The organism is Polaribacter sp. (genome assembly GCF_024639685.1).
GTDB lineage: Bacteria > Bacteroidota > Bacteroidia > Flavobacteriales > Flavobacteriaceae > Polaribacter.
On record NZ_JAHEHX010000021.1, the window covers coordinates 1 to 26,401 of the forward strand.

Genomic DNA, 26,401 nt, shown 5'->3' on the forward strand with positions numbered 1-26,401 from the left:
AATATACAACTCATTTCTATTCTCACAACTATTTCATAATAAAAAATTAAACCTTTTTTAAAACATAACCACAAAACACTCTAAAAATGAAGCTTATAACATTAAAAAAAAATGAAAAATAGCGAGGAAATAATTGAAGCTAACAAATTTAAATGATACAATAAGTACATTCTACGGAAAATAGAATAGATACATCATAGAAATTTACTCAGAAGATTAACTCAGGAGTGACTAAAAAACTTCTATTTTTTCTTCTTTTTTATTTTAGAGAACATCAATTTATATTTTTCTACATCAATCTGTGCTTTCTTTTTAAAAATAATATCAGAAAAATCGAAAGTAAGTTTTGTTTTTTGAGTTTCTAAAAGACCATCTCTATATGCTCTTTGTAATATATCTTCTATTAAAAAGTCTTCATTTATATTTTCAGGATCATATTCATCCTTTAAAGAAAGTTTAAAAAGGTTAGCAGTTGTATTATACCAAAAAGCTTTCCAACCACTTCTCAAGCCCTTTATATTATTAAACGTAGTTTCTCCTGTTTGACGATGAATCAATTTAATTAAAATACGACCTTCAGTCTTCGTCATCTTTTTTATTTGATCTGTAAATTCACCTTCAATGTACTTTTGAACTTGTCTTGTATATTTTCTCTTTTTACTTTTAGATTCTATTCTACTTAACCTTGAATTTAATGAATCTAATCTTTTTGATGCCAAAATTGCATAAGGATATGCCTTAAAAACTTTTCTTCTAAACCATAGGTAATAACGAATATCATCTTTAGACTGAAATTTTTGTTTTGGTAATAAGGTAATCTCATTTAGTTTGATGGTTACACTATCTCCTGGTTTAACAAAGATATAGTCATCAATATTATGAGGAAGATTATCTAACACCTCTTTCTTTTGGGAAAAAGCTATCAACGAGAAACACGTTATATATATGTATAGTATTTTTCTCAAACTTTTAAATAATAATCATTAATTGGGCCAAAGTATTTTAAGCTATTTTATCTATAAACTCTTGTTCTGAAATAATAGCTATACCTAAGGTTTCTGCCTTCGCCAATTTTGAAGGTCCCATATTATCACCAGCAACAATAAAATTTGTTTTCTTAGAAATTGATGAACTTACTTTACCTCCATTATCTTCAATTACTTTTTTAAGTTCTGTTCTACTCATTTGATGAAAAACCCCAGAAACCACAAATATTTGACCTTGTAACTTATCTGTCTGATTTTTTAAACTGTCTTCAGATACTGATAATTGAACTCCCGCTTCTTTTAAGCTAGCAATTAATTGAATACTAGTTAAATTTGATGAAAAATCGATAATGCTTTGTGCAATTCTATTTCCAATTTCATCTACAGATATTAGAGTTTCAAAATCTGTAGCCATTAATTTATCTATAGATTTAAAATGTTTTGCTAACTTTTTAGCTACAGTTTCACCAACAAAACGAATTCCTAAAGCAAATAATACTTTTTCAAACGGAATTTCTTTCGACTTTTTAATTCCATCAATCAAATTCTTGGCAGATTTCTCTGCTATTCTTTCTAAAGGCAAAACTTTCTCTACAGTTAAATCATATAAATCTGCATAATTCTGAATTAAGCCTTCCTTTCTTAATAAATCCACAGTTTCTCCTCCTAAACCGTCAATATCCATAGCTTTTCTAGAAATAAAATGCTGAATTCTACCTGTTATTTGAGGAGCACATCCAAATTCATTTGGGCAGTAATGTTTTGCATCACCCTCTGTTCTTATTAATTCTGTTCCACATTCAGGACAATTAGTTGCATAAACTGTTGGCTCTGAATTTTTAGGACGTTTAGAAAAATCTACTCCTACTATTTTAGGGATGATTTCCCCACCTTTTTCTACAAAAACTGTATCATCTACTCTAATATCTAACTTTTCTATTTGATCTGCATTATGCAAAGAAGCTCTTTTAACGGTTGTGCCTGCCAATTGAACTGGCTCTAAATTTGCAACTGGTGTAATTGCACCTGTTCTACCCACTTGATAGGTAATTTCATTTAATAACGTAGCTTCTTGCTCAGCTTTAAATTTATAAGCAATAGCCCATCTTGGAGCTTTTGATGTATATCCTAATTCTTCTTGATGTTGTAAATTATTTACTTTTATAACAATACCATCGGTTTCATAGGGCAAATCATGTCTTTTTGCATCCCAAAGATTTACAAAATCGAAAACTTCATTAATAGAGTTTACTAGTTTTATAGTATCAGGGACTTTAAAACCTACGTTTCTTGCTTGCTCTAAACTTTCAAAATGAGTTTGATATTTTCTTTCTGATGTAACCACCTGATACAATAAACAGTCTAAAGGTCTTTTTGCAACTTCTGTACTGTCTTGTAATTTTAAACTCCCACTTGCTGTATTTCTTGGGTTTCTGTATTCTTCTTCTCCATTAGCAACTCTTTCTATATTCATTTTATTAAAACCATTTAAAGGCAAAATAATTTCTCCACGCATTTGGAAATTGCTAACAAAGTCTTTTTGAATAGTTAAAGGAATTGATAAAATGGTTTTAATATTATTGGTTACTTCATCACCCTGGAAACCATCACCTCTTGTAACTGCTTTTACAAACTGACCATTTTTATAAGTTAAGTTTATTGATGCTCCATCATATTTTAATTCGCAAGTGTAAGATAGTTCTGATGTACCTAATATTTTCTGAATACGTTTTTCCCAATCTAATAAATCTTCTTTTGAATAAGAATTATCTAAAGAATACATTCTATTCTTATGAACAATAGTGTTGAAGTTTTTAGTAATGGTACCTCCTACTCTTTGCGTTGGAGAATTCGCATCAAAAAAGATAGGGTTTTCTTGTTCTAACTTTTCTAGTTCTTTCAATTTTATATCGAACTCAAAATCGGAAATAGTAGCATTATCTAGTACATAATAATTGTAGTTATGTGCATTTAATTCATTTCGTAATTCTATTATTTTTTCTTGAACATTCATATTCATAAAACTTTATTGCAATACTTTCTTTAATTCTTCAATTATTAGAAGATAAATACGCTATAAAAATACGCAATTTTTCTACAGCTAACCTCTTACAATTCTTTAAGAATTTATTATCTAAGCCAAGAATTTTATGGAACTTTCGATTTAGATATTTGAAAGTATTGATTTAAAAGAACTAAGAAACTAAAAAAGCAAATTATTCTAAAAGTAAAAACCCAAAACAATTTGTTTGGGGTTTTTACTTTTTATATAATTACTACTAATAATAAGTAAATCTTCTAACTTTTGCAATATGTTTTGCCAAACGCATTACTTGATGAGAATATCCATACTCATTGTCATACCATATATAAATTACAATAGAATCTCCATTTGTAATAGTTGCTTTACTATCAAAAATTGATGGTGCTGTAGAACCAATAATATCTGAAGAAACCAATTCGTTATCTAAAGAGTATTTAATTTGTTCTACTAAATCACCTTCTAAAGCGTTTTGTTTTAAAATTGCATTAATAACATCTGTTGTAACAGGTCTTCTTAATTGTAAATTTAATATTGCTAAAGATCCATTTGGTACAGGAACACGAATTGCATTAGAAGTTAATTTACCTTCTAAAGCTGGTAATGCTTTTGCTACTGCTTTACCTGCACCAGTTTCTGTAATTACCATATTTAATGCTGCAGCTCTACCTCTTCTATACTTAGAGTGCATATTATCTACTAAATTCTGATCATTAGTATAAGCGTGAATTGTTTCTAAATGTCCTTTCTTAATCCCGAAGTTGTCTTCTAATACTTTTAAAACAGGTGTTATTGCATTAGTTGTACAAGATGCAGCAGAAAAAATATCAACTTTATCTGGGTCATTTTGTTTGTGATTAACTCCATGTACAATATTAGGTATTCCTTTACAAGGAGCGGTTAATAAAACTTTACTAGCTCCTTTTGCTTTTAAGTGTCTTGCTAAAGCAACGTCATCTCTAAAAGCACCTGTATTATCAATAATTAGAGCGTCGTTAATTTTATACGCTGTATAATCTATATCTTCTGGGTTTTTAGCAGAAATCATATGAACAGTAGTACCATTTATAATTAAAGCTTTGTTTTCTAAATCTGTTTGCACAGTTCCTAAAAAATCTCCATGAACAGAGTCTATGCTTAATAAAGAGGCTCTTTTATCTAAAACTGCCTGAGTAATTTCTCCACGAGTTACAACAGCTCTTAATCTTAATTGAGAACCTTTACCCATTTTTGTCATTAACTCTCTTGCTAATAATCTACCAATTCTACCAAAACCATACAATACGACATCTTTTGGAGTTATATTTTTTGCTTCAGTTACATTCTGTAATTGTTTTTTTACAAAGGCAACTTTGTCTTCACAACCCTTAGGATTTAAATGACATTCGTAAGCCAATTTACCAATATCCAATTTTGATGATGGCAAAGCTATTTTTTGTATAGCTCTTGCAATACTTAACGCATCTTGTATTGTAATTGGTTTGTTTACAAATTCTTTTGCGTAATCAATTAGGTTTAAAACCTCACTAGCTCTTTTATCTACTAGCGGATTTCTAAAAAGTACAAGTTCAATAGATTTATCATACCATAAATCATTTACAATATCAATAAATTCTACAGTAGCTCTTCTCGTTTGTGCTTGTGAAGAAACTTCTTTTTCATAATCTAAAATTGATGACATAGTTGTATTGCTATTTTAAAATTTTTTGCAAAATTATTTCTTTTTTTTAAAATACGAAATCGATTTCGTTAAAAGTTTAGTCTAAAAAAAATCCTGATGTTCACATCAGGATTTTTAATTTGATTTTTGAATCTTATCTTAAAACAATCTTCTCTATTTCTCCTTTAGGGTTTATCAACTCTAAAAATAAAGGTGTACCTCTATTTACCTTACTATTTTCTATTTTTCTTATAGCATCTGCAGCATTTGCTATTGATTTAGAGTTCACTTTTGTAATGATATAGCCTTCTGTTATTCCATAATAATTTAAAGTTCTATTATTATTTTGAATAATCTTTGCCCCTCCTTTAATATCAAACTTCTTTTTTTCTTTAGCAGTTACATCCTTCAAAGAAATATTTAAAGTTCTTGAATTAAAAGTATCTTTTTTATTTAAGACTACTTTTTTTGTTATTAACTCCCCTTTTCTTTCTATAGTAACATCTACATAATCACCAGGTCTTTTAGCTGTTAACTGCCCTTTTAATTCAGAGAATTTGGAAATTTTTACATTGTTAATGCTTTTAATAATATCACCTTCTTTAAATTGATTGTTATGAGCACCCTCATCATAATATACCTTTCCAATTTTTACGCCTTCATCTTCATATCTATTGTCAATACCAATTCCTAAAATTGCTTCTTGCACTGCTCCAAACTCTAATAAATCATCAACAATTTTTTTTGCAATATTAGAAGGAACTGCAAAAGAATAACCTACAAATGAGCCTGTTCTAGATGATATTGCAGTATTAATACCTACCAATTCTCCTCTTGTATTTACCAAAGCTCCTCCACTATTACCTGGATTAACTGCTGCATCTGTTTGTATAAAAGATTCAATATTACCATTTCCTTCTAAATCTCTTCCCTTTGCACTTACAATACCTGCAGTTACTGTAGATGTTAAATTATATGGATTACCAACAGCCAAAACCCACTCCCCTATTTTTACACTATCTGAGTTAGTAAAAGGAGTATAAGGCAAGTCTATATCTGCTTCAATTTTTAATAAAGCTATGTCATTAATAGCATCTGAACCTATTAATTCTGCCTCATACTTTTTCTTATTATTTAAAGTAATTTCTATTGCACTTGCATTTTCTATTACGTGATTGTTTGTAACAATATAACCATCTGCTGAAATAATAACACCACTTCCTGTGCCAACTTGTTCAAATTTTCTTGTACCATTTCCTGTACCAAAGAAAATATCTAAAGGACTTTGTTGCGTTTTAATCGTGGTATTTTTAACATGCACTACAGCATTTACTGTTTTTTCTGCTGCAATTGTAAAATCAATAGATGCTGTTTCTATTGAAGTCGAATTTGTGCTTAATGATGAATTATAATTTGCCTGTATTGTTGGCAAAGTAGCATCTTGTAAATTATTTTGAACCAATGGCTCATTAAAAAGCATTTTATATCCTCCTAAAGTAAGAGCTCCTCCTAAAAATGCTATTCCTAAAAAACTGAAAAATTTCTTCATAATTTTAAATTTTAATAAAGTAAAAATACAATTTTAACATTTTTAAAAATTCTGTTTAACTTTGTTTTAACTGTTTTTAACCGTGTTTTAACATAACTAATTTTATACGTAAATCATTACCTTTGTTATATGAATTTACCTTTTTTAAAATATCAAGGAACAGGAAATGATTTTGTTATGATTGATAACAGAACAAAAATCTTTCCAAAAAAAAATACTGAAAAAATTTCACAAATTTGCAATAGACACTTTGGAATTGGTGCAGATGGTATTATACTTATAGAAGAGGATAAAGAGTATGATTTTAAAATGATATATTTTAATGCAGATGGTAGTAAAACTTTTTGTGGTAATGGAGCTAGATGTGCTGTGGCTTTTGCTAAACATTTGAAAATGATTACTGACAAAACCACTTTTATTGCAGTTGATGGACCTCATTTTGCTGAAATAAATAATGATATTATTTCTTTACAAATGATAGATGTTGATGAAATTGAGGTTAAAGAAAATGCAGTATTTATATATACAGGTACACAGCATCATGTAGAACTGGTAGACTCCATAGATAATTATCCAGTATTTGAAAATGGTAAAAAAATAAGGTATTCTTATGCGAACCCGGGAAGCAATGTAAACTTTGTGCAACAAATAAGTGAGAATACATTTAGAGTTAGAACTTATGAAAAAGGAGTTGAGAATGAAACTTTAGCTTGCGGAACCGGAGTAACAGCTGTTGCAATTGCCATGCATAAAATCAAGAAAACAAATAGTAATTTAATTTCTTTACCTGTAGAAGGAGGACATTTAAAAGTATCGTTTTCTGAAGAAAATGGTACCTATAAAAATATTTTTCTAAAAGGACCTGCTACATTTGTGTTTAAAGGAGAAATATCAATTTAATGAAAACACTAAAAGGTAATTCGGTTTTTTTAAGAGCTTTAGAGCCTGAAGATTTGGAGTATTTATTTGAAATTGAAAACAACGAAACTTTTTGGGAAGTTAGCCATACACAAACTCCATTTTCTAAATATGTCTTAAAACAATATTTAGAAAATGTACATTTAGATGTTTTTGCAGCAAAACAGCTGCGTTTAATGATCGTAGATGCTTTAAATCGCAAAAATATAGGCTTAATTGATCTGTTTGATTTTAATCCGAAACATAAAAGAGCAGGAATTGGTATATTAATTGACCCAGCATTTCAACACAAAGGCTTTGCAAGTGAATCTTTAGAGTTACTTATCAAGTATACTTTTTCTCATTTAGAACTGCATCAACTTTATGCAAATATTACTAGTGACAATGCTAAAAGTATTAAGTTGTTTGAAAGTAAAAACTTTACTAAGGTTGGTGTAAAAAAAGACTGGATTTCATCTCAAGGAAATTTTAAAGATGAAATTTTATACCAATTGATAAATGATTAGTTTTGTTAAAATTTAAGATTATTACAATTTGAAAAAGAAAATAGTCATTATAGCAGCAATTACTTTTATAGGTTTAGCTTTAGTTGTATTTACTTACTATCAAAACATTTTTGGTAAAGCTATAAAGAAAGAAACTGTTCTTTTTGTTAATGAAACTGATAACTTAATTGATCTAAATAAGAAAATTGCTCCTATTTCTAATAGACCTAATTACTTTTTGTGGTTGGCCTCAAAAAAAAGTTTTACCAAAGTAAAATCTGGTAGATACATATTAAGTAAGGGCATGTCTAATAATGATTTAGTGAATATGCTAAGAATTGGAAATCAAACTGCAGTAAGTGTATCTTTTAATAATCAAGATACTCTTGAAAAGTTTGCAGGAAGAATTGCAGAACAAATTGCTAAAGATTCAATTGCTATTTTAAATTCCTTTAAAAATGAACAATTTTTAAAGGAGAATAGTCTAACAGAAAAATCTGTTCTACAAATTTGCATACCTAATAGTTATGAATTCTATTGGACAGTTTCAGCTGATCAGTTTAGAGATAAATTATTAACTGAATACAACCGATTTTGGAATAAGAATAGGCTAACAAAAGCTAAAGATTTAAACATGACACAATCTGAAGTAATTACCCTAGCTTCTATTGTACAGAAAGAAACAACAAAAAAAATAGAAAGACCAATTGTAGCTGGTTTATATATAAATAGATTAAAAAATAGTTGGCCTTTACAAGCAGATCCAACAGTTATTTATGCTATAAAAGAAGTTAAAGGTAAAGATTTTGTTGTAAAACGTGTCTTAAATGTTGATTTAGAGATTAACTCACCTTACAATACTTATAAAAACACAGGCTTACCTCCTACTTTAATTAGTATGCCAGACATTTCGTCTATAGATGCAGTTTTAAACTATAAAAAACATAATTACTATTATATGTGTGTTGATATAGAGAATTTTGGATATCATAAATTCGCAAATAGCTTGACACAACACAACAGAAATGCAAGAAAATATCAGGCTTGGCTAAATAAAAACGGCGTAAATAGATAAGTTTTTATCAAATCGATCTAAATATTTATGTTTTATTAGATTATTCTTAAGTGTAAAGGCTATGATTACTACAAAGTCTTAATAAAAACACTTTTATACAGTATTATAGACAATTTTCACAAAATTAATCTATTGGTTATCAGTGTTTTTAAAAATTAACTTTAAATTTGCAATCGCAAAACAAAGATTATTATGATCGAAAAGTTTTTATTTTTAATAAGTATAACTTTAATACTCTCAGTGATTACTGAAGAAACTGAAAAGAAAAACATTATTGAAGCAGATACAAATCCTATCTATGTAGACTATAACATCCTTTATTTGCAAAAAAACTTTGTGGCTTTTAAAGAGGCAGTTGCTTTTAAAGAGTCTCAAGGAAAATATAAAGTAATCAACACTTTAGGTTATTTAGGTAAATATCAGTTTGGAACAACTACTCTAGAACGCTTTAGAATATATAATACAAAAGCTTTTTTAAACAATCCTGAACAACAAGAAAAAGCATTTATTGCTTTGTGTAGCGTAAATAAATGGATTCTTAGAAAAGACATTAAACGATCTGTGGGAAAAACTATTAACGGAATTAAAATTACAGAATCTGGAATTTTAGCTTCAGCACATTTAAGTGGTGCAGGAAATGTGAAAAAATTTTTAAGAAGTAATGGAACTGTACATTTTAAAGATGCCTTCGGAGCTACGATACAAATGTATATGAAAAAATTCTCTGGTTATGATGTTAGCTTTATTAAAGCTAATAGAAAAGCAAAAGTATAATTACTACTTCTGAATTATAAAAATAGCTGGTTTTTTGTGTAAATCTGGCTGTTGGTGTTTCCAATCTTTTATAGAATGTGTTTTAATATATTCACTAGGCAAAGTAATATCTGCAGCTATACATAAAGATGTACTTGGTGATAAAATGGCTTTTAAATCTGTTAGCATTTTTTCATTCCTGTAAGGTGTTTCAATAAAAATTTGAGCTTGATTTTTATCTAAAGAAATTTTTTCTAAATCTTTAATTGCCCTTTTACGTTCTCCTTTATCAATAGGTAAATAACCATTAAAAGCAAAGTTTTGTCCATTCATACCAGAACTCATCATTGCCATTAAAATAGAGCTAGGCCCAACTAGGGGCACAACTTGAATGTTCTTTTCATGTGCTAGTTTCACTATACTTGCTCCTGGATCTGCGATAGCTGGAACTCCTGCTTCAGATAACAAACCTACGCTAAAACCTTGAACACAAATATCTAAATACGTTTGAGTTTCTTCTTCTACAGCGTATTTATCTAACAACTTTATAGTTAAATTTGGTTGTGGCTTTTTTGGTGTAATTTTTTTTATAAAACGTCTTGCTGATTTTTCATTTTCTACAATGTAATAATCTATTTGCTCTACTACCTTTTTAACAGACAGTGGCATAACCTCTAAAGGTTCAGTTTCTCCTAAAGTTGTTGGTATTAAATAGAGTTTACCAATCATAGTAAATAAAATTTTTGATTAATTATAGTTTTGATGCTATTGCTGAACAAGCTTCATCTAACATATTATATACATTTTCAAAGCCATCATTTCCCCCATAATAGGGATCTGGAACTGATAAATTTTGTGAAGGTTCAGACTCATTCAAAATCAAATGAACTTTAACCTCATCTTCACGATTCCTAGCCAAGTCTAAAATATTTTGATAATTTCTTTTGTCCATGGCATAAATGAAGTCAAATTTATCAAAATCTTCAACGATAAACTTCCTTGCTCTTTGACTTGTAATATCGATATCATATTTCTGTGCAACCTTAATTGAACGTTCGTCTGGTAAATTACCGACATGATATGCTGCGGTTCCTGCAGAGTCTACAAAAACATCTTTTGAATTAATTTTAGATTGTAAAATTCCTTCTGCCAAAGGTGAACGACAAATATTCCCTAGACAAACCATGAGTACTTTAGTCATGATAAAGGTTTAGAAGGTTAACTTCTTAGTAAGGTCGTCTACGTATTTTTTAAACTGCTTGTCTGTTTCTGTAAGATTATCTACAGTTTTACAAGCGTGTAAAACAGTTGCATGATCTCTTTGCCCTATTTGATTACCAATACTTGCTAAAGAAGTTTTAGTTAATCTCTTCGCAAAAAACATGGCTAATTGACGTGCTTGAACAATATGACGTTTTCTTGTTTTAGATTGTAATGTAGCTACGTCCATGTCAAAGTACTTAGAGACTTCTTTTTGAATGTAGTCTATAGATACCTCTTTTTTAGTATTCTTAACAAACTTATCTACAATCTGTTTTGCTAACTCTATAGAAAATTCTCTTCTGTTAAAAGATGCTTGTGCTATCATAGAAATAATGACACCTTCTAATTCTCTTACATTAGATTTTATATTCTTAGCAATATATTCAATAATTTCTTCTGGCATTTCTACACCGTCTCTAAACAATTTGTTTTGAAGAATAGAGATTCTAGTTTCATAGTCTGGTGCTTGTAATTCTGCTGATAGTCCCCATTTAAAACGAGATAATAAACGTTGCTCTATGTCTTGCATATCTACAGGTGCTTTATCTGATGTCAAAATAACCTGCTTTCCATTTTGGTGTAAGTGATTAAATATATGAAAAAACACATCTTGTGTTCCTGCTTTACCAGATAAGAACTGAACATCATCTATAATTAATACATCTATCATTTGATAGAAATGAATAAAATCATTTCTTGTATTCGATTTTACAGAATCTATAAATTGTTGTGTAAATTTTTCTGAGGATATATATAAAACAGTCTTGTCTGGGTATTTGTCTTTAATATCTACACCTATAGAGTGAGATAAATGTGTTTTTCCTAGCCCTACACCTCCATAGATTAATAAGGGATTGAATGATGTTCCACCTGGCTTATTTGCAACAGCCATTCCTGCAGAACGTGCCAAACGATTTGAGTCTCCTTCTACAAAATTAGCAAAACTATAATTTGGATTCAACTGAGACTCAATCTTTACTTTTTGTAAACCTGGGATTATGAATGGATTTCTTAATTCTCTTTTGTTTGATTCTAAAGGAACAGTAACCTTTTGTGGCTTTAGTGGATCTCTATTAGAACTTGGTATTTTAACAGTTTGAGGCCTATTACTACTGTAATTATTTTCCATCTTTACGTCATAAATCAATTTGGCATCATTTCCTAATTGCCTTACTAACGCAACTCTTAATAACTTTATATAATGTTCTTCTAACCACTCGTAAAAAAATTTACTAGGTACTTGTATGGTAAGTGCTTCTCCAGAAAGCTTTACTGGTTTAATAGGCTCGAACCAAGTTTTATATGCTTGTGGTTTAATATTATCCTTTATGAAAGATAAACAGTCGGTCCAAACGGATTCAGGGGAATAACTCATTGGTTAATTGTCATTTTCTAAATTAAAAGTTTTTCTGGATAAAATCCTTTTCAATAGCCCTACAAAAATGTGAATAAAAAACAATAAAAAAAAATGATTTTGCTATTGATTATTAATTATTTTTTACGTACAATGAGGTTGATTTTTTTTAAAAAGAAAAAATTGCAGCAATCAATTACAAAAACTAGAGTAAGATATTCAGAAACAGATCAAATGAGCGTAGTTTATCATGGAAATTATGCGCAATACTTTGAATTAGGCAGAACGGAATGGCTTAGGGATCTAGGCATTACCTATAAAAGTATGGAAAATAAAGGAATTATGTTACCTGTAATTTCTTTAACTTGTAATTTTAAGAAATCTGCTTTGTATGACGATCTTTTAAAAATTACTACTTCATTAGTAAAGAAACCAATGGTAAAAATTGAATTTATATATGAAATCAAAAATGAAGAAGATCAACTTATTTGTACCGGAAACTCTGTACTTGCTTTTATAGATATTAAAACGAATAAACCTGTTAAATGTCCAAAGGATTTATTAATAAAACTAGGATTCTAATTTTAGGATATCAACTTTATGTAAAATATCAAAAATATCAAAAATAACTTTTGACTCTTTTTTTCTAACTGATACAACATATTCACAAGTTAAATCCATTTTTTGACTTATTAAATTGATGTTCTTTTCTTTTAAAACTCGCATCACTTTATTCATCATATCATATTCGAAATTTAATTGATAAGAAACATCTATGGTTTTTTCAACAATTTCTGAAGCATCTAAAGAAATTTGAGCGGATGATTTGTAGGCATTTATTAAACCACCTACTCCCAATTTTGTTCCACCAAAATATCGAATAACAACTATTAAAATATTGGTAACTTTAAAAGACTGAATTTGTCCATAAATAGGCATTCCTGCAGAGTTATTAGGCTCTCCATCATCATTTACTCTATACTTAACATCTTCTACTCCTATTTGATATGCATAGCAAAAATGACGTGCTGAATGATGTATTTTTTTTACCTCTTCTAAACAATCTTTTACTTCCTCTTCATTAGTAACAGGAAACGAAAAACCAAAAAACTTACTGTTTCTGTCTTTAAACAAGGTTTCTTTTGTAGGTTCTACAATAGTTTTATAACTGTCTAAACTCATTAAGCTAATGCTACAATTATGATTCCTAAAATGGCCAAAACTACACCTAACTTATTTTTTAAGGTAAACTGTTCTCTAAAAATTAGAATACCTAAAAGTGTAGACACAATTACAATACCTACATTATTCATTGTAAAAAGTGTAGAGCTCTCAAAACCTTCTGTTTGCAATGCTTTTATTAAAAAAACTATCGAAAAGTAGTTGGGTACGCCCAAAATTAAGCCCGCAAAATAATTTTTAATTCCAAATTTTTCTTTCTTTCTAAATGTTTTTATTATTAGTATAACCCCTGAAAAAAAGGCTGCTATAACAAAAAGACTTCCAGAAAAAATAGAAACATCTGCTTTGTCTACAAAATTAGTTTCTATATATTTTAACGTAGTGTCTATAGTGCCTGAACCGAAAAAAAGTAAAATAGGGAATAATAATCCTGCATTTTGAGCAGTAATTTTATCTTCTTTTACAGATGTCAAATACACAGCTATTAGCGCAATTACAATACCTACTACCTTTAAAACTGTGAGTGATTCATTATACAGAAGAACCCCAAAAAAAACAGGGATAACAACAGACATTTTACCTGCTACAGAAGCAACTGAAACACCATTTTTATGAGCAGTAACAGCCATTACAAAGAAGATTGACACAAAAAGCGCTCCTAAAAATAAAGCTCCTATAAACCAAGACTGATTGGGGATCTCCACTACCGAAAAATCTCTTTCTGCAAAAGTAAAGCCTAAGATAAAAGCGACAATATAATTAATAAAAATAGCCTTTAATATATCAACTTTGTAAATACCAAAATATTTGAAAATCACAAATAGGCCTGTAGAAATTAATATGCTTAATACTAAGTAAATCAAAGACTATAGTTTTTAGTAAATAAATTTGTTACATCTTCTGTTTTAGGATCTAAATTCCAAACCTGAACACCTAATTTCTTTGCAGAATCTGTATTTTCTTTTAAATCATCTACAAATAAAGTTTCTTTTGGTTTTATATTATTTTGCTCTAAAACAAACTCATATATTTCTGAATCTGGCTTTCTAAAATGAATTTCATGCGATAAGTAGAATTGTTCGAAAGCTTTTTTAAATTCGTTATAAAACTCAGTACCTAAACTATTTTGAATCCATTTTATATGTAAATCATTAGTATTACTCAATAAAAACAATCTATACTTTTTACTTGCTGCTAATTCTGTAATAAAACCTAACCTTCTTTTTGGGAAATCAAGTAAAATTGCATTCCAGGCATTAACCAGATCTTCTCTATTTAAATGAAATTTATCCTCATAAAAATTAATAAATTCCTCTGTAGAAATTAATCCTTTTTCATATTGATGATACACCTGAATCATATCCTCAGAAATCTTAGTAACAGCTAAAGCAGCCATAGCTTTATAAGTCCCTTGTTTATCTAGGTTGATGAAAATATCACCAAAATCAAAAATTATATTTTTAATCATTTATATATACTTTTAAAGTATCGTTTTTATTTTTTTGTTGATGAGCTAATTTCATATCAAACTTAGGCGCTTTTACACCTTCTTTAAATTCAACATTACCTACAAAAACCATAGCCTCATCCCAAAGGTTTTCATTTATAAAGGTTTGCATTGTCTTTGCTCCTCCTTCTACAATTAAAGACTGAATTTTATGTTTTTGCAAAATTGCAGTAATTTGCTTAGCAACATTATTTTGAAAATCAATCTTTTCAAACACTATGTTTTCCTGCTTTGAATTTGCATCTGTATTTTCATCAATGATAAAAATGGTTTTTACTGAATTATCAAACACATGCAAAGATTTAGGTATCCTTAAATTTTTATCTAAAACAACTCTTGTAGGATTATTACCTGACCAAGACCTAACATTCAATTTAGGGTTATCTGCAATTACAGTATTTGTACCTACTAAAATAGCATGTTCTTTGCTTCTATGCTTATGTACAATTTGTTGCGAATATTGACTTGAAATCCAAACAGGTTTTTGTTCCTCTTTATAATTTGGAGCTATAAATCCATCTTGAGATTCTGCCCATTTTAAAATTATATAAGGTCTTTTCTTCTTTTGATTAGTAAAAAAGCGTTTGTGATGCACCTTACATTCCTCTTCTAAAACCCCTACTAATACTTCAATTCCTGCATTTTTTAATCTTTCAACACCTTTACCTGCAACCAAAGTATTAGTATCTAAAGTACCAATTACCACTTTTTTAAAGTTATGTTTTACAATTAAATCTGCACAAGGTGGAGTCATGCCAAAATGAGAACAAGGCTCTAAAGTAACATAAATAGTAGCCTCTTTTAATAAGCTCTTATCTAAAACTGAATTAATTGCATTTACTTCTGCATGATTGCCTCCATAATTAGAAGTAAAACCTTCTGCAATTATTTTATTATTGTTTACAATTACAGCACCAACAAAAGGGTTTGGTCTTGTAGTACCCAACCCGTTTTTGGCAATTTGCAAACAACGTTTTATGTAAACTTCGTGATTAATAGCGTATTATATTTTTAATAAAAATGAACTAATTTCTAAAACTAAGTTAAAAATATAGCCTTTAATTTATCTAATATTTCTTTAAAAAATTAAGTAAATTGCTAAAGCAAAAATACAGTATTAAATGACAAGTGAAGATTTTATCATTAGAGAAATTAAACCACAAGATGATGCAGCTCTTGCTAAAGTTATCCGCGAAGTAATTCTAGAAATGGGTGCTCCAAAAATTGGGACAGCTTATGAAGATGAGGCTACAGATAATATGAATAAACAGTATCAAAAAACTAGAAGTAAATACTATGTAGTTACCCACAAAAATACTGTTGTTGGTGGTGCAGGTATTGCTCAATTGGATGATTTTGAAGGAAACACTTGTGAACTTCAAAAAATGTATTTTTTACCTATTGCAAGAGGAAAAGGCATAGGCACTATGCTTATTAACAAATGTTTAGATAAAGCAAAAGAATTTGAATTTACTCATTGCTATCTTGAGACACTGCCATACATGAAAGCTGCTGTAAAACTTTACAAACAAAATAATTTCAATCATTTAGAGCAACCATTAGGAAACACAGCGCATTATAATTGTACGGTATGGATGATTAAAAAGCTATAGTTTCTAAAAACTAATTATATAATACATTCTTCTCCATTTACTTCTATTTTAAACCTTTATCATAAGCATGACATTAAAAGAATACAGATCTTTTTTTACCGAATCGTTACTTACGATTTATCCAAAAACAGAAATAGAGACATTCTTGTATTTATTAATAGAGGAATATTTAGGGCTAAATCGTATTGAATTTGCAATACAACCAAATTATGAAATTAAAGAGGAGAAAATACAGCTTTTAAATAAAGGGCTGGAAAGGTTAAAAAAAGAGGAACCCATACAATACATCATGGGACATACTGAGTTTTTTGGATATTCTTTTATTGTAAATAAAAACACGCTAATTCCAAGACCAGAAACAGAAGAACTAGTTGCATGGGTTTTAAATGAAATTGAGAAACCCACTTTACATCAAAGAAAAATAAATTACATTTTAGATATTGGAACAGGTAGTGGATGTATTCCGATTTCAATTGCAAAAGAAAATAAAAACACAAATCTAACTGCAATTGATATTTCTGAAGAAGCTTTAAAAACTGCTCAAAAAAATGCAAAAAAAAACAAAGTTACTATTCAATTTACAAAAGCAAATATTTTAACTGAAGCTAAACTAGACAAGCAATATGACATCATTATTTCTAACCCTCCCTATGTTAGAAATCTTGAAAAAAAAGAAATTAAAAATAACGTGCTGTTAAACGAACCCCATTTAGCTTTGTTTGTAGAGAATAAAAACCCTTTGATTTTTTATGATAAGATTGCAGATTTAGCTAAACAATATCTAACAAAAAAAGGAAAACTATTTTTTGAAATTAACCAATATTTAGGAGAAGAAACAAAGCAACTTTTAATTCGAAAAGGGTTCAATAATATTGAACTACGTAAAGATATTTTTAAAAATGATCGGATGATAAAAGCAACTCTTTAATACAAAAAAAGCCAATGAAATTTCATTGGCTTTTTTTAAACTTATTTATACTTTTATTTATTTAAATACATTTTACGTCTTGCATATAAATCGTAAAATTCATCGTCTTTTAAACTATCTATAAATAATATACTTTCTCCTGTAGATTTCATCTCTGGGCCTAGCTTTTTATTTACGTTTGGAAACTTGTTAAATGAGAATACTGGTTGCTTTATAGCAAAACCAACTAACTGCGGGTTAAAATCGAAATCGGTTACCTTCTTTTCACCTAACATTACTTTTGTAGCATAGTTTACATAAGGTTCTTTATATGCTTTTGCTATAAAAGGAACAGTTCTAGATGCTCTTGGGTTTGCCTCAATAATATAAACTATATCATTTTTAATAGCAAACTGAATATTTATTAAACCAACTGTTTTTAAAGCTCTTGCAATTGTATGCGTATGATCTTTAATTTGTTGCATTACAAATTCGCCCAAATTAAATGCTGGTAAAGTTGCATTAGAATCACCTGAATGTATTCCACAAGGTTCTATGTGCTCCATAATCCCTATGATATATACATTACCATCTGCATCACAAATTGCATCAGCTTCAGCCTCTATTGCTCCATCTAAATAATGATCTAGTAATAATTTATTACCTGGCATTCTACCTAATAAATCAACAACATGCTCTACAAGTTCTTCTTTATTGATAACAATTTTCATTCCCTGACCACCTAATACATAAGAAGGTCTTACTAATATTGGAAAGTTTAATTGATCTGCTAAAGTTAATGCCTCATCTGCAGTTTCTGCAATACCAAACTCTGGATAAGGAATGTTATTTTCTTTTAACATTGATGAGAATCTACCTCTATCTTCTGCAATATCTAATGCTTCAAAAGAAGTACCAATAATCTTAATTCCGTATTTAGTAAGTTTCTCTGCTAATTTTAAAGCAGTTTGTCCTCCTAATTGTACAATTACTCCTTCTGGTTTTTCATGACGAATAATATCATAAATATGCTCCCAGAAAACTGGTTCGAAGTATAATTTATCTGCTGTATCAAAATCTGTTGAAACAGTTTCTGGATTACAGTTAATCATTATAGTTTCATAACCACACTCTGAAGCTGCTAAAACTCCATGCACACAACAATAATCAAACTCAATTCCTTGACCAATTCTATTTGGTCCAGAACCTAAAACAATTACTTTTTTTCTATCTGAAACAATACTTTCGTTTGCAATGGTAATTTCTCCATCTGCAGTTTCTATTTCATTTTCGAAAGTTGAATAATAATAAGGTGTTTTCGCAGTAAATTCTGCAGCACAAGTATCTACTAACTTATAAACTCTTTGAATTTTAAGTTCTTCTCTCTTACTATACACCTCACTTTCTAAACAATCTAGCATATGTGCTATTTGTCTATCTCCATATCCTTTTTGTTTTGCCTCTAACAATAAATCTCTTTCTATTGTGTCAATAGTAAAGGTTGATATTTCTTTTTGTAATTGAAATAACTCTTCATATTGTTTTAGATACCACATATCTATTTTAGTGATATCGTAAATTTTACTTAGAGGAATTCCCATTGCAATTGCATCATAAATTGCAAAAACTCTATCCCAGCTTGCGTTGGTTAATTTTTCTATAATTTGGTTGTAGTTGGTATATCCTTTACCATCTGCTCCTAAACCATTTCTTTTTATTTCTAAAGATTGAGTGGCTTTGTGCAGCGCTTCTTGAAAAGAACGTCCAATACCCATCACTTCACCTACAGCTTTCATTTGTAAACCTAAAGTTCTATCTGAACCTTCAAATTTATCAAAGTTCCAACGTGGAATTTTTACAATAACATAGTCTAATGTTGGCTCAAATAAAGCAGATGTAGATTTAGTAATTCCGTTTTCCAATTCATCTAAAGTATAACCAATGGCTAATTTTGTAGCCACTTTTGCAATAGGATAACCTGTTGCCTTAGAAGCTAAAGCTGATGAACGAGAAACTCTTGGATTAATTTCAATAGCAATAATTTCTTCTTTTTCGTCTGGAGAAACTGCAAACTGCACATTACATCCACCTTCAAAATCACCTATAGAACGCATCATATGTATAGCCATATCACGCATTTTTTGATAGGTTTTGTCTGATAAAGTCATTGCAGGAGCTACTGTAATCGAATCTCCTGTATGAATACCCATAGGATCCATGTTTTCGATAGAACAAATAATAACAACGTTATCATTTTTATCTCTTAACAACTCTAATTCATATTCTTTCCAACCCATCATGGCTTTGTCAATCATCACCTCATGAATTGGTGATGCTTCTAAACCTCTACTTAATAATTCGTCAAAATCTTCTGGCTCATATACAATTGATGCACCTGCACCTCCTAAAGTATATGAAGAACGAATTACTAATGGAAAACCAAAACGTTGTGCAATTTCTTTACCTTTTAAGAAAGAAGTCGCTGTTTCTTGAGGGGCCATTGCAACCCCAATTTTACCCATTAATTCTCTAAACTGTTCTCTATCTTCTGTAACATTAATGGCGTTAATATCTACACCAATCATTTTTACATTAAAATCTGCCCAAATACCTTTATCGTCTGCTTCAATACAAAGATTTAATGCAGTTTGACCACCCATTGTTGGTAAAACAGCATCAATTTGTGGGTGTTCCTTTAATATTTGAATAATAGATTTAGTTGTTAAAGGCAATAAGTATACATGGTCTGCCATAGATGGATCTGTCATGATAGTTGCAGGATTCGAATTAATTAAGATAGTTTCGATACCATCTTCTCTTAAAGAACGTAGAGATTGTGAACCAGAATAATCGAATTCACAAGCTTGTCCAATAACAATAGGTCCAGATCCAATAATTAAAATTGATTTGAGGTCATTTCTTTTTGGCATGGTAAGTAGTTGTATTTATAAGTTTTACAAAAATAGTTAGGGTTTAGATATAAAAAAAGGTGTTACTTAAAAAAGTAACACCTAATATATTAACAATTGTTAATCATTTATCTTTTTGGTCTTGCTTCAGATGAAACAGATAATTTCTTTCTTCCTTTAGCTCTTCTACGTGCTAAAACCTTTCTACCATTAGCAGAAGCCATTCTTTCCATGAAACCGTGTTTGTTTCTTCTCTTTCTCTTTGATGGTTGATACGTTCTTTTTGGCATTATCTGTATTTTTAAAAATCTTCTTAATTATTTTCTTTTCGCTATAAGATTATCACATTATTAAAAGCGTGTGCAAATATACAACTGTTTTTATTTTTGACAAATACTATTTGAAAAAAATAAAAAATTATTTAATCCTTCTTAAAATACTTTTAAAACACTTCTTTATTAGCTGTTTTTCACTCTGATGAGTTGCTATTCTAACATCATCTTCAAAAGAATTAGTTTCAAAATTAAAATCTAAATCGTCATAAACAGCACTTTTACAACTAATTTCTAAAGCTGTAGTATTGTTTTTAACATCTATTATCTTAAAAAACACCACAGAACCTGCTAAAAAATTACTTCTATATTTTAAATGTCTGTATTGACCTAGGTTAGAGTTATTAATTTCATTAGCACTTAAAATTTTAGTTAATACAACATAATCTAAATCTGTTTTCTGTTGAAATAACGCTTTATATTCTTTTGGCAAGTTATAGTCTAAAATGTAAGGAACTATCATTCTACCTAACGAATCTTTATAATTTGATTTATCATAAATTTCTTGCGATAATTCATCTTTAAAAAAATCGACTAAATGTTGGTTATAAAAATCATTTCTTCTTGCAAAATGAGATTTTTGAGTAGTATTAATTAAATATTTTACATTAGGATTTTTATCTAACTGAGAGGTAAACCAAAGATCTTCTATCATAAAGCTTGCTGGTTTGCGATCAACGTATTTGGGAAATAATATAGTACAACCGCTAAACAATAAAATTACGCCACAAAATAGTATTTTTCTCATGCTTTTAAATCATCAAAAGTTATTCCAAAAATAATTTTACAATAATGCGTGTTTTTATTTGAGATAAAAAACAGAGTTAGTACTTTTGCGCAAACCTAAAAGAACCATGCACAATACTAAATACGTTTTTGTAACAGGAGGCGTAACTTCATCACTCGGAAAAGGAATTATAGCAGCATCATTAGCAAAACTCTTACAAGAAAGAGGTTTTTCTGTAACGATTCAAAAATTAGATCCATATATTAACATAGATCCAGGAACCTTGAATCCATACGAACATGGAGAGTGTTATGTTACTGACGATGGTGCAGAAACTGACTTAGATTTAGGGCATTATGAGCGTTATTTAAACATTCCAACATCTCAAGCGAATAATGTTACTACAGGTAGAATTTATCAATCTGTAATCGATAAAGAACGTAAAGGGGAGTTCTTAGGAAAAACTGTACAAGTAATACCACATATTACTGATGAAATAAAACGCAGAATTCAACTTTTAGGTGAAACAGGTGAATATGACATTGTTATAACAGAAATTGGAGGAACTGTAGGTGATATTGAATCTTTACCTTATGTAGAATCTGTAAGACAAATGCTTTGGGAAAAAGGGGAAGAAAATGCTATTGTTATTCATTTAACGTTAGTACCATTTTTAGCAGCAGCTGGTGAACTAAAAACAAAACCCACACAGCATTCTGTAAAGATGTTAATGCAAAGTGGTGTTAGTCCTGGTATTTTAGTCTGTAGAACTGAACATGAAATTTCTGATGATATTAAACGAAAATTAGCTTTATTCTGTAATGTTAAAAAAGAAGACGTTATACAATCAATAGATGCAGAAACCATTTATGATGTACCTAATTTAATGCTAGATCAAGGTTTAGATGAAGTTGTATTAAAGAAACTTAAATTAGAATCTAAACAAAAGCCTGAGTTAAAGACTTGGAATAATTTTTTACAAAAACATAAAAACCCAAAATCTGAAGTAGAAATAGGTTTAATTGGAAAATATATAGAGTTACAAGATTCATATAAATCTATTACAGAAGCGTTTATTCATGCAGGTTCTTCTAACGAAACTAAAGTAAAAGTTAGATGGATTCATTCTGAGAGTTTATCACCTAAATCTGTAGAAAAGAAATTAGAAGGTTTAAACGGAATTTTAGTGGCACCTGGTTTTGGAGATCGAGGAATTGAAGGAAAAATAAAGGCAGTAAAATACGCAAGAGAAAATAATATTCCATTTTTGGGAATATGTTTAGGAATGCAAATGTCTGTTATTGAGTTTTCAAGAAATGTTCTAAATCTAGAAGGAGCTAGCTCATCTGAAATGAATAAAAGGGCAAAACATCCTGTGATTAACTTAATGGAAAGTCAAGAAAATGTTACCAACAAAGGAGGTACAATGCGACTTGGAGCTTGGGACTGTAAACTAACCAAAGGATCTAAAGTGTATGATGCTTATAAATCTGAAAATATTAGTGAAAGACATAGACATAGATATGAATTTAATAACAAGTATTTATCACAAATAGAAAAGGCTGGTTTAAAAGCTACTGGAGTTAATCCTAAAACTGGATTGGTAGAAGTGGTAGAATTAGAAAATCATCCTTGGTTTGTAGGAGTTCAATATCACCCTGAATACAAAAGTACCGTTTTAAAACCTCATCCTTTATTTGTAGATTTTATTAAAGCCGCTTTAATAAAATCTAAAAAATAGTCTTCTAAAATATGGAACACTAATTGAACTATTAAAAAGTAAATTAATTTAAAGTAGAAAATAAATCAAAAATCTGCTTTTTAACTACATTTGTCGCATATAGTTTTTAAAAAAACTAATAAAAGTGACAAACTGACATTATTAAAGAACATGGAACAAAAAAAATTCGATTACAATTCTTTTATAGGAATGATTCTTTTAGCAGGAATAATGCTATGGTACTTTAACACGAACAAACCCGAAGATCTAGAAAATAAAGAAAGTACAGAAGTTCTTGAAACCACTGTAAATACAACAAAAGAAAACACTAAAGAAATTGCAGCTCCTGTTTTTCAAAACGATTCTTTAAAACAAATTGCACTTCAAAATAAATTAGGTGCATTTGCACAAAGTGCTATTAATGGTGCTGAAGGAACAACTGTTTTAGAAAACAATCTAGTTCGATTAACTATTGATAATAAAGGTGGACAAATTATAAAGGCTTTATTAAAAAATTATAAAACATATGATTCACTTCCTTTATATATGATAAAGGACAATAACGCCTCTTTCAATATTAATTTTGGAACAACAGACAATAGAATTTTAAATACTAAAGATTTATTTTTTGACCCTACTTTAACAAAAAGTGGGGAAAACCAAATATTATCTATGAAGCTAAAAGTTTCTGATAGCCAGTATTTAGAGTATAGATATGAAATTAAACCAAAGAAATATTTTGTTGACTTTTCTATACGATCTCAGGGTCTCGATGGGGTGTTTAATTCATCTAACCCAATAAACTTAGATTGGACACTTAATGGTTACAGACATGAAAAAAGTTTAAAAACAGAAAACTCGATGTATTCTTACTATTATTACAAGAGTAATGATGAAGTAGAATACTTGAATGCTGGAAATACAGAGATTGCAAATGATATTGACTGGGTTGCATTTAAGCAACACTTTTTCATGTCTAACCTGTTAACTGACAAACCTTTTAACAACGCAACTGTTACCTCTACAGACTTAGTAGAAGATGAAAAAACTGACACTGTCTTTACAAAAAAGTACGAGCTAAAAACACCTTTAGATTTAATTGGCGGTGAACTAAATTATAATATGAAATGGTTTTATGGACCAAGTGATTATAAATTATTAAAAAAATATGAAGGAACTGACTTAGATGAAACTGCAGATTTGGGTTGGGGAATCTTTGGATTCTTAAATAGAACCGTTTTTTACCGAGTATTTAACTTCTTAGAAGGGTTTCTGGGTAACTATGGGTTAATTATAATACTAATGACTATTGTAGTCCGTATTTTAATGTCTCCACTTGTATATAAATCATATTTATCTAGTGCTAAAATGAAAGTAATTCGTCCTGAATTACAAGAATTGAATAAAAAATATCCTGGAAAAGAAAACGCAATGAAACGTCAGCAAGAAACAATGGCCATTCAAAGAAAAGCAGGAGTTAATATGATGTCTGGTTGTATACCAGCATTGTTACAAATGCCTATTTTCTTTGCATTATTTAAGTTTTTCCCAACAAATATAGCGCTACGTCAAGAAAGCTTTTTGTGGGCACCTGACCTATCTTCTTATGATGTAATATACAACTTACCGTTTGAAGTACCTTTATATGGAAATCATATAAGCTTGTTCCCTATATTGGCTTCAATTGCTATTTTCTTTTACATGAAAATGAATCAAAGTCAACAGGCAAATATGCAAGCTCCTCCCCAGGAAGGTATGCCAGATATGAGTAAAATGATGAAGTACATGATTTACTTCTCTCCAATAATGATGTTGTTTTTCTTTAATAACTACGCGAGTTCATTAAGTTTGTATTACTTTATTTCTAACTTATTGACCATTTCTATTATGTTAGTAATTAAGAACTATGTAATTGATGAAGATAAAATTCATGCTCAAATAGAAGAGAATAAAAAACTTCCTGAAAAAGCGAAAAGCAAATTTAGACAACGTATTGATGCTGCAATGAAACAAGCACAAGAACAGCAAGCAAAACAGCAAAAGAAATAAAATAAAACGTTTTCAAAAAAAACAATAAAAACCCAAAACTAAAGTAGTTTTGGGTTTTTTATTTACATTTGATTATGGCTAAAAAAGTATATAATTTAATTCCATTATTTCTTTTAGGAATCTATTACTTTATAAAACCACACATAGACTTTAATTACGAAATCATCTATTTTACGTTTGTCATATTGATAAGCGTTTATATTATAAGCAAAATAGTAAAATAAATTCAACTTTTAGCTACATAGAAAAAATAGGAGTTTAAAAAACCTAAACCATAGCCTAAAAATTGGGTTAGTGAAGTAAATATAGCTAAAAAACCAACTATAATTCCGTTTTTGAATATAGCTTCTAACAAGAGCGCTATAAAGTATAAATAATAGAAACTAAACAAATATACATTACCAAATAATGCTAAAACTATACCTAAAGCTAAACCCAAAACAAATAGACTTGGAAACCAATAGGTAATTTTTGCTGTGGATGGAAATTTCTTATTTAGTATTGGTCTTGCAGTTCCAAAACCAAACGTTTGTTTGTAAAACTGTGGAATAGAACTTCTTCTTTTATGATAAACAAAAGCCTTTTCTATTAATTGTGTTTTAAAACTATTATCCCACAATCTAAAAGTAAGTTCTATATCTTCTCCATTTTTCATTTTAGAGAAACCTTGCGTTTTTTCGAATGCAATTTTAGAAATTCCTAGATTAAAACTTCTTGGTTGAAACTTACCTAAAGCCTGTTTTTTGCCACGAATTCCACCAGTAGTTAACAGAGAAGTCATAGAATAGTTAATAGCCTTTTGTAAATATGTAAAACTTTCATGAGCAGCATCTGGCCCACCAAAAGCATCTGTATAGTTTTCTGTTAATGCCTTTTTAACTTCTGATAAATAATGTTTAGGTAAAATTACATCTGAATCTAAAATGATAAAGTAATTACCAATAGCTTTTTGCATACCATAATTCCTGCTAGCACCTGCACCTGAATTTTCTTTAAAATGATAGGATACATTGCTAAGTTGAGAAGTATAACTTTCTACTATAGCTTTACAAGTTTGATTAGATCCATCTTCTATAACTAGAACTTCAAATTCGGCATCAAAATTTTGCGTTACTATACTTGCCAACAATTCGTCTATTTCTTTTGGACGATTGTATACTGGAATAATGATAGAAAATTTGATATTCTGCAATGAAAATTAATTTTACTATTGTAGTTTTTGTAAAAATACAAAAAATGCAAACCTAAATTAGATTTGCATTTTAATATTTTACTACAGCTGACAAAGAAGTTTAGTCCTTATTTAACTTTTTGACTTCGCGCAAGACAAGCAATTTGTTTAAACTCTTTTGAAGCCCCTGAAATAAATTC

General features: G+C 29.3%; 24 protein-coding genes. 9 read left to right on the forward strand and 15 right to left on the reverse strand.

Annotation, left to right across the window (positions count from 1 at the left end; genetic code table 11):
• Positions 1-242 precede the first annotated feature (242 nt).
• The 4 genes from Q0L44_RS09465 to Q0L44_RS09480 form a co-directional block, all read right to left on the reverse strand.
• Positions 243-926 (reverse strand): DUF4294 domain-containing protein, encoded by a 684-nt coding sequence (locus tag Q0L44_RS09465; RefSeq protein ID WP_296637859.1) that lies wholly within the window; start codon positions 924-926, stop codon positions 243-245.
• 76 nt (positions 927-1,002) lie between these two features.
• The gene (gene ligA, locus Q0L44_RS09470; RefSeq protein WP_296637861.1) at positions 1,003-3,000 is read right to left on the reverse strand and encodes an NAD-dependent DNA ligase LigA; all 1,998 of its coding nucleotides are present in this window, start codon (positions 2,998-3,000) and stop codon (positions 1,003-1,005) included.
• Positions 3,001-3,265: 265 nt separating this feature from the next.
• Positions 3,266-4,708, reverse strand: coding sequence for a glyceraldehyde-3-phosphate dehydrogenase (locus Q0L44_RS09475; RefSeq protein ID WP_296637863.1), 1,443 nt, complete (start codon positions 4,706-4,708; stop codon positions 3,266-3,268).
• A gap of 133 nt (positions 4,709-4,841) precedes the next feature.
• A complete protein-coding gene (locus Q0L44_RS09480; RefSeq protein ID WP_296637864.1) occupies positions 4,842-6,236 on the reverse strand; it encodes a trypsin-like peptidase domain-containing protein in 1,395 nt (464 codons plus the stop codon).
• 129 nt (positions 6,237-6,365) lie between these two features.
• On the opposite strand from Q0L44_RS09480, the gene dapF reads away from it, so the two are divergent.
• The 4 genes from dapF (at position 6,366) to Q0L44_RS09500 (ending at position 9,488) form a co-directional block, all read left to right on the forward strand.
• Positions 6,366-7,136: a diaminopimelate epimerase gene (gene dapF / locus Q0L44_RS09485; protein WP_296637867.1), complete on the forward strand. Its 771-nt coding sequence runs from the start codon at positions 6,366-6,368 to the stop codon at positions 7,134-7,136.
• Complete coding sequence (locus tag Q0L44_RS09490) at positions 7,136-7,660, forward strand: GNAT family protein (protein WP_296637869.1); 525 nt, start codon at positions 7,136-7,138, stop codon at positions 7,658-7,660. The genes dapF and Q0L44_RS09490 overlap by 1 nt, the downstream gene beginning before the upstream one ends.
• A 28-nt stretch (positions 7,661-7,688) precedes the next feature.
• The gene (gene mltG, locus Q0L44_RS09495; RefSeq protein WP_296637870.1) at positions 7,689-8,714 is read left to right on the forward strand and encodes an endolytic transglycosylase MltG; all 1,026 of its coding nucleotides are present in this window, start codon (positions 7,689-7,691) and stop codon (positions 8,712-8,714) included.
• Positions 8,715-8,906: 192 nt separating this feature from the next.
• Positions 8,907-9,488, forward strand: a complete 582-nt coding sequence (locus tag Q0L44_RS09500; protein WP_296637872.1) for a peptidoglycan-binding protein LysM — start codon at positions 8,907-8,909, stop codon at positions 9,486-9,488.
• Between the two features lie 3 nt (positions 9,489-9,491).
• Here the strand turns inward: Q0L44_RS09500 and Q0L44_RS09505 are convergent, their stop codons facing one another.
• From Q0L44_RS09505 to dnaA, 3 genes are read right to left on the reverse strand one after another with little or no spacing between them, the layout of a single operon-like run.
• Complete coding sequence (locus Q0L44_RS09505) at positions 9,492-10,196, reverse strand: SAM-dependent methyltransferase (RefSeq protein WP_296637873.1); 705 nt, start codon at positions 10,194-10,196, stop codon at positions 9,492-9,494.
• A gap of 22 nt (positions 10,197-10,218) precedes the next feature.
• Positions 10,219-10,668: a low molecular weight protein-tyrosine-phosphatase gene (locus Q0L44_RS09510; protein ID WP_296637875.1), complete on the reverse strand. Its 450-nt coding sequence runs from the start codon at positions 10,666-10,668 to the stop codon at positions 10,219-10,221.
• Positions 10,669-10,677: 9 nt separating this feature from the next.
• Positions 10,678-12,105, reverse strand: coding sequence for a chromosomal replication initiator protein DnaA (dnaA, locus tag Q0L44_RS09515; protein ID WP_296637877.1), 1,428 nt, complete (start codon positions 12,103-12,105; stop codon positions 10,678-10,680).
• 162 nt (positions 12,106-12,267) lie between these two features.
• Here dnaA and Q0L44_RS09520 point away from each other — a divergent pair, with 162 nt between their 5' ends.
• Positions 12,268-12,666: a thioesterase family protein gene (locus tag Q0L44_RS09520; RefSeq protein WP_296637879.1), complete on the forward strand. Its 399-nt coding sequence runs from the start codon at positions 12,268-12,270 to the stop codon at positions 12,664-12,666.
• Here Q0L44_RS09520 and Q0L44_RS09525 read toward each other — a convergent pair.
• From Q0L44_RS09525 to ribD, 4 genes are read right to left on the reverse strand one after another with little or no spacing between them, the layout of a single operon-like run.
• Positions 12,655-13,266 carry a YigZ family protein gene (locus tag Q0L44_RS09525; protein WP_296637880.1) on the reverse strand — a complete coding sequence of 204 codons (612 nt, stop codon included), beginning with the start codon at positions 13,264-13,266 and terminating at the stop codon, positions 12,655-12,657. The two genes, Q0L44_RS09520 and Q0L44_RS09525, sit on opposite strands and share 12 nt — an antisense overlap.
• Positions 13,266-14,129: an EamA family transporter gene (locus Q0L44_RS09530; RefSeq protein ID WP_296637883.1), complete on the reverse strand. Its 864-nt coding sequence runs from the start codon at positions 14,127-14,129 to the stop codon at positions 13,266-13,268. The genes Q0L44_RS09525 and Q0L44_RS09530 overlap by 1 nt, the downstream gene beginning before the upstream one ends.
• A complete protein-coding gene (locus Q0L44_RS09535) occupies positions 14,126-14,734 on the reverse strand; it encodes an HAD-IA family hydrolase (protein WP_296637885.1) in 609 nt (202 codons plus the stop codon). The genes Q0L44_RS09530 and Q0L44_RS09535 overlap by 4 nt, the downstream gene beginning before the upstream one ends.
• Positions 14,727-15,770: a bifunctional diaminohydroxyphosphoribosylaminopyrimidine deaminase/5-amino-6-(5-phosphoribosylamino)uracil reductase RibD gene (ribD, locus tag Q0L44_RS09540; RefSeq protein WP_296638546.1), complete on the reverse strand. Its 1,044-nt coding sequence runs from the start codon at positions 15,768-15,770 to the stop codon at positions 14,727-14,729. Before ribD ends, Q0L44_RS09535 begins: the two co-directional genes overlap by 8 nt.
• A gap of 124 nt (positions 15,771-15,894) precedes the next feature.
• Between ribD and Q0L44_RS09545 the strand changes: the two genes are divergently transcribed.
• Together Q0L44_RS09545 and prmC are read left to right on the forward strand one after the other, a co-directional pair.
• Positions 15,895-16,386 carry a GNAT family N-acetyltransferase gene (locus Q0L44_RS09545; protein WP_296637887.1) on the forward strand — a complete coding sequence of 164 codons (492 nt, stop codon included), beginning with the start codon at positions 15,895-15,897 and terminating at the stop codon, positions 16,384-16,386.
• Between the two features lie 67 nt (positions 16,387-16,453).
• Entirely contained in the window at positions 16,454-17,314 is an 861-nt protein-coding gene (gene prmC / locus Q0L44_RS09550) for a peptide chain release factor N(5)-glutamine methyltransferase (protein ID WP_296637889.1), read from the forward strand.
• 53 nt (positions 17,315-17,367) lie between these two features.
• Here the strand turns inward: prmC and carB are convergent, their stop codons facing one another.
• The 3 genes from carB to Q0L44_RS09565 form a co-directional block, all read right to left on the reverse strand.
• A complete protein-coding gene (gene carB / locus Q0L44_RS09555) occupies positions 17,368-20,223 on the reverse strand; it encodes a carbamoyl-phosphate synthase large subunit (protein WP_296637890.1) in 2,856 nt (951 codons plus the stop codon).
• A gap of 107 nt (positions 20,224-20,330) precedes the next feature.
• Complete coding sequence (gene rpmH / locus Q0L44_RS09560; protein WP_015482384.1) at positions 20,331-20,492, reverse strand: 50S ribosomal protein L34; 162 nt, start codon at positions 20,490-20,492, stop codon at positions 20,331-20,333.
• Positions 20,493-20,619: 127 nt separating this feature from the next.
• On the reverse strand, positions 20,620-21,189 hold the full coding sequence (locus tag Q0L44_RS09565; RefSeq protein WP_296637896.1) for a hypothetical protein: 570 nt from the start codon (positions 21,187-21,189) through the stop codon (positions 20,620-20,622).
• A gap of 199 nt (positions 21,190-21,388) precedes the next feature.
• Between Q0L44_RS09565 and Q0L44_RS09570 the strand changes: the two genes are divergently transcribed.
• On the forward strand, positions 21,389-23,002 hold the full coding sequence (locus Q0L44_RS09570; protein ID WP_296637897.1) for a CTP synthase: 1,614 nt from the start codon (positions 21,389-21,391) through the stop codon (positions 23,000-23,002).
• A gap of 150 nt (positions 23,003-23,152) precedes the next feature.
• Positions 23,153-25,030 carry a membrane protein insertase YidC gene (gene yidC / locus Q0L44_RS09575; RefSeq protein WP_296637899.1) on the forward strand — a complete coding sequence of 626 codons (1,878 nt, stop codon included), beginning with the start codon at positions 23,153-23,155 and terminating at the stop codon, positions 25,028-25,030.
• A 226-nt stretch (positions 25,031-25,256) separates the two neighbouring features.
• Here yidC and Q0L44_RS09580 read toward each other — a convergent pair whose 3' ends face one another.
• Positions 25,257-26,222: a glycosyltransferase gene (locus tag Q0L44_RS09580; RefSeq protein WP_296637901.1), complete on the reverse strand. Its 966-nt coding sequence runs from the start codon at positions 26,220-26,222 to the stop codon at positions 25,257-25,259.
• Positions 26,223-26,401 lie beyond the last annotated feature (179 nt).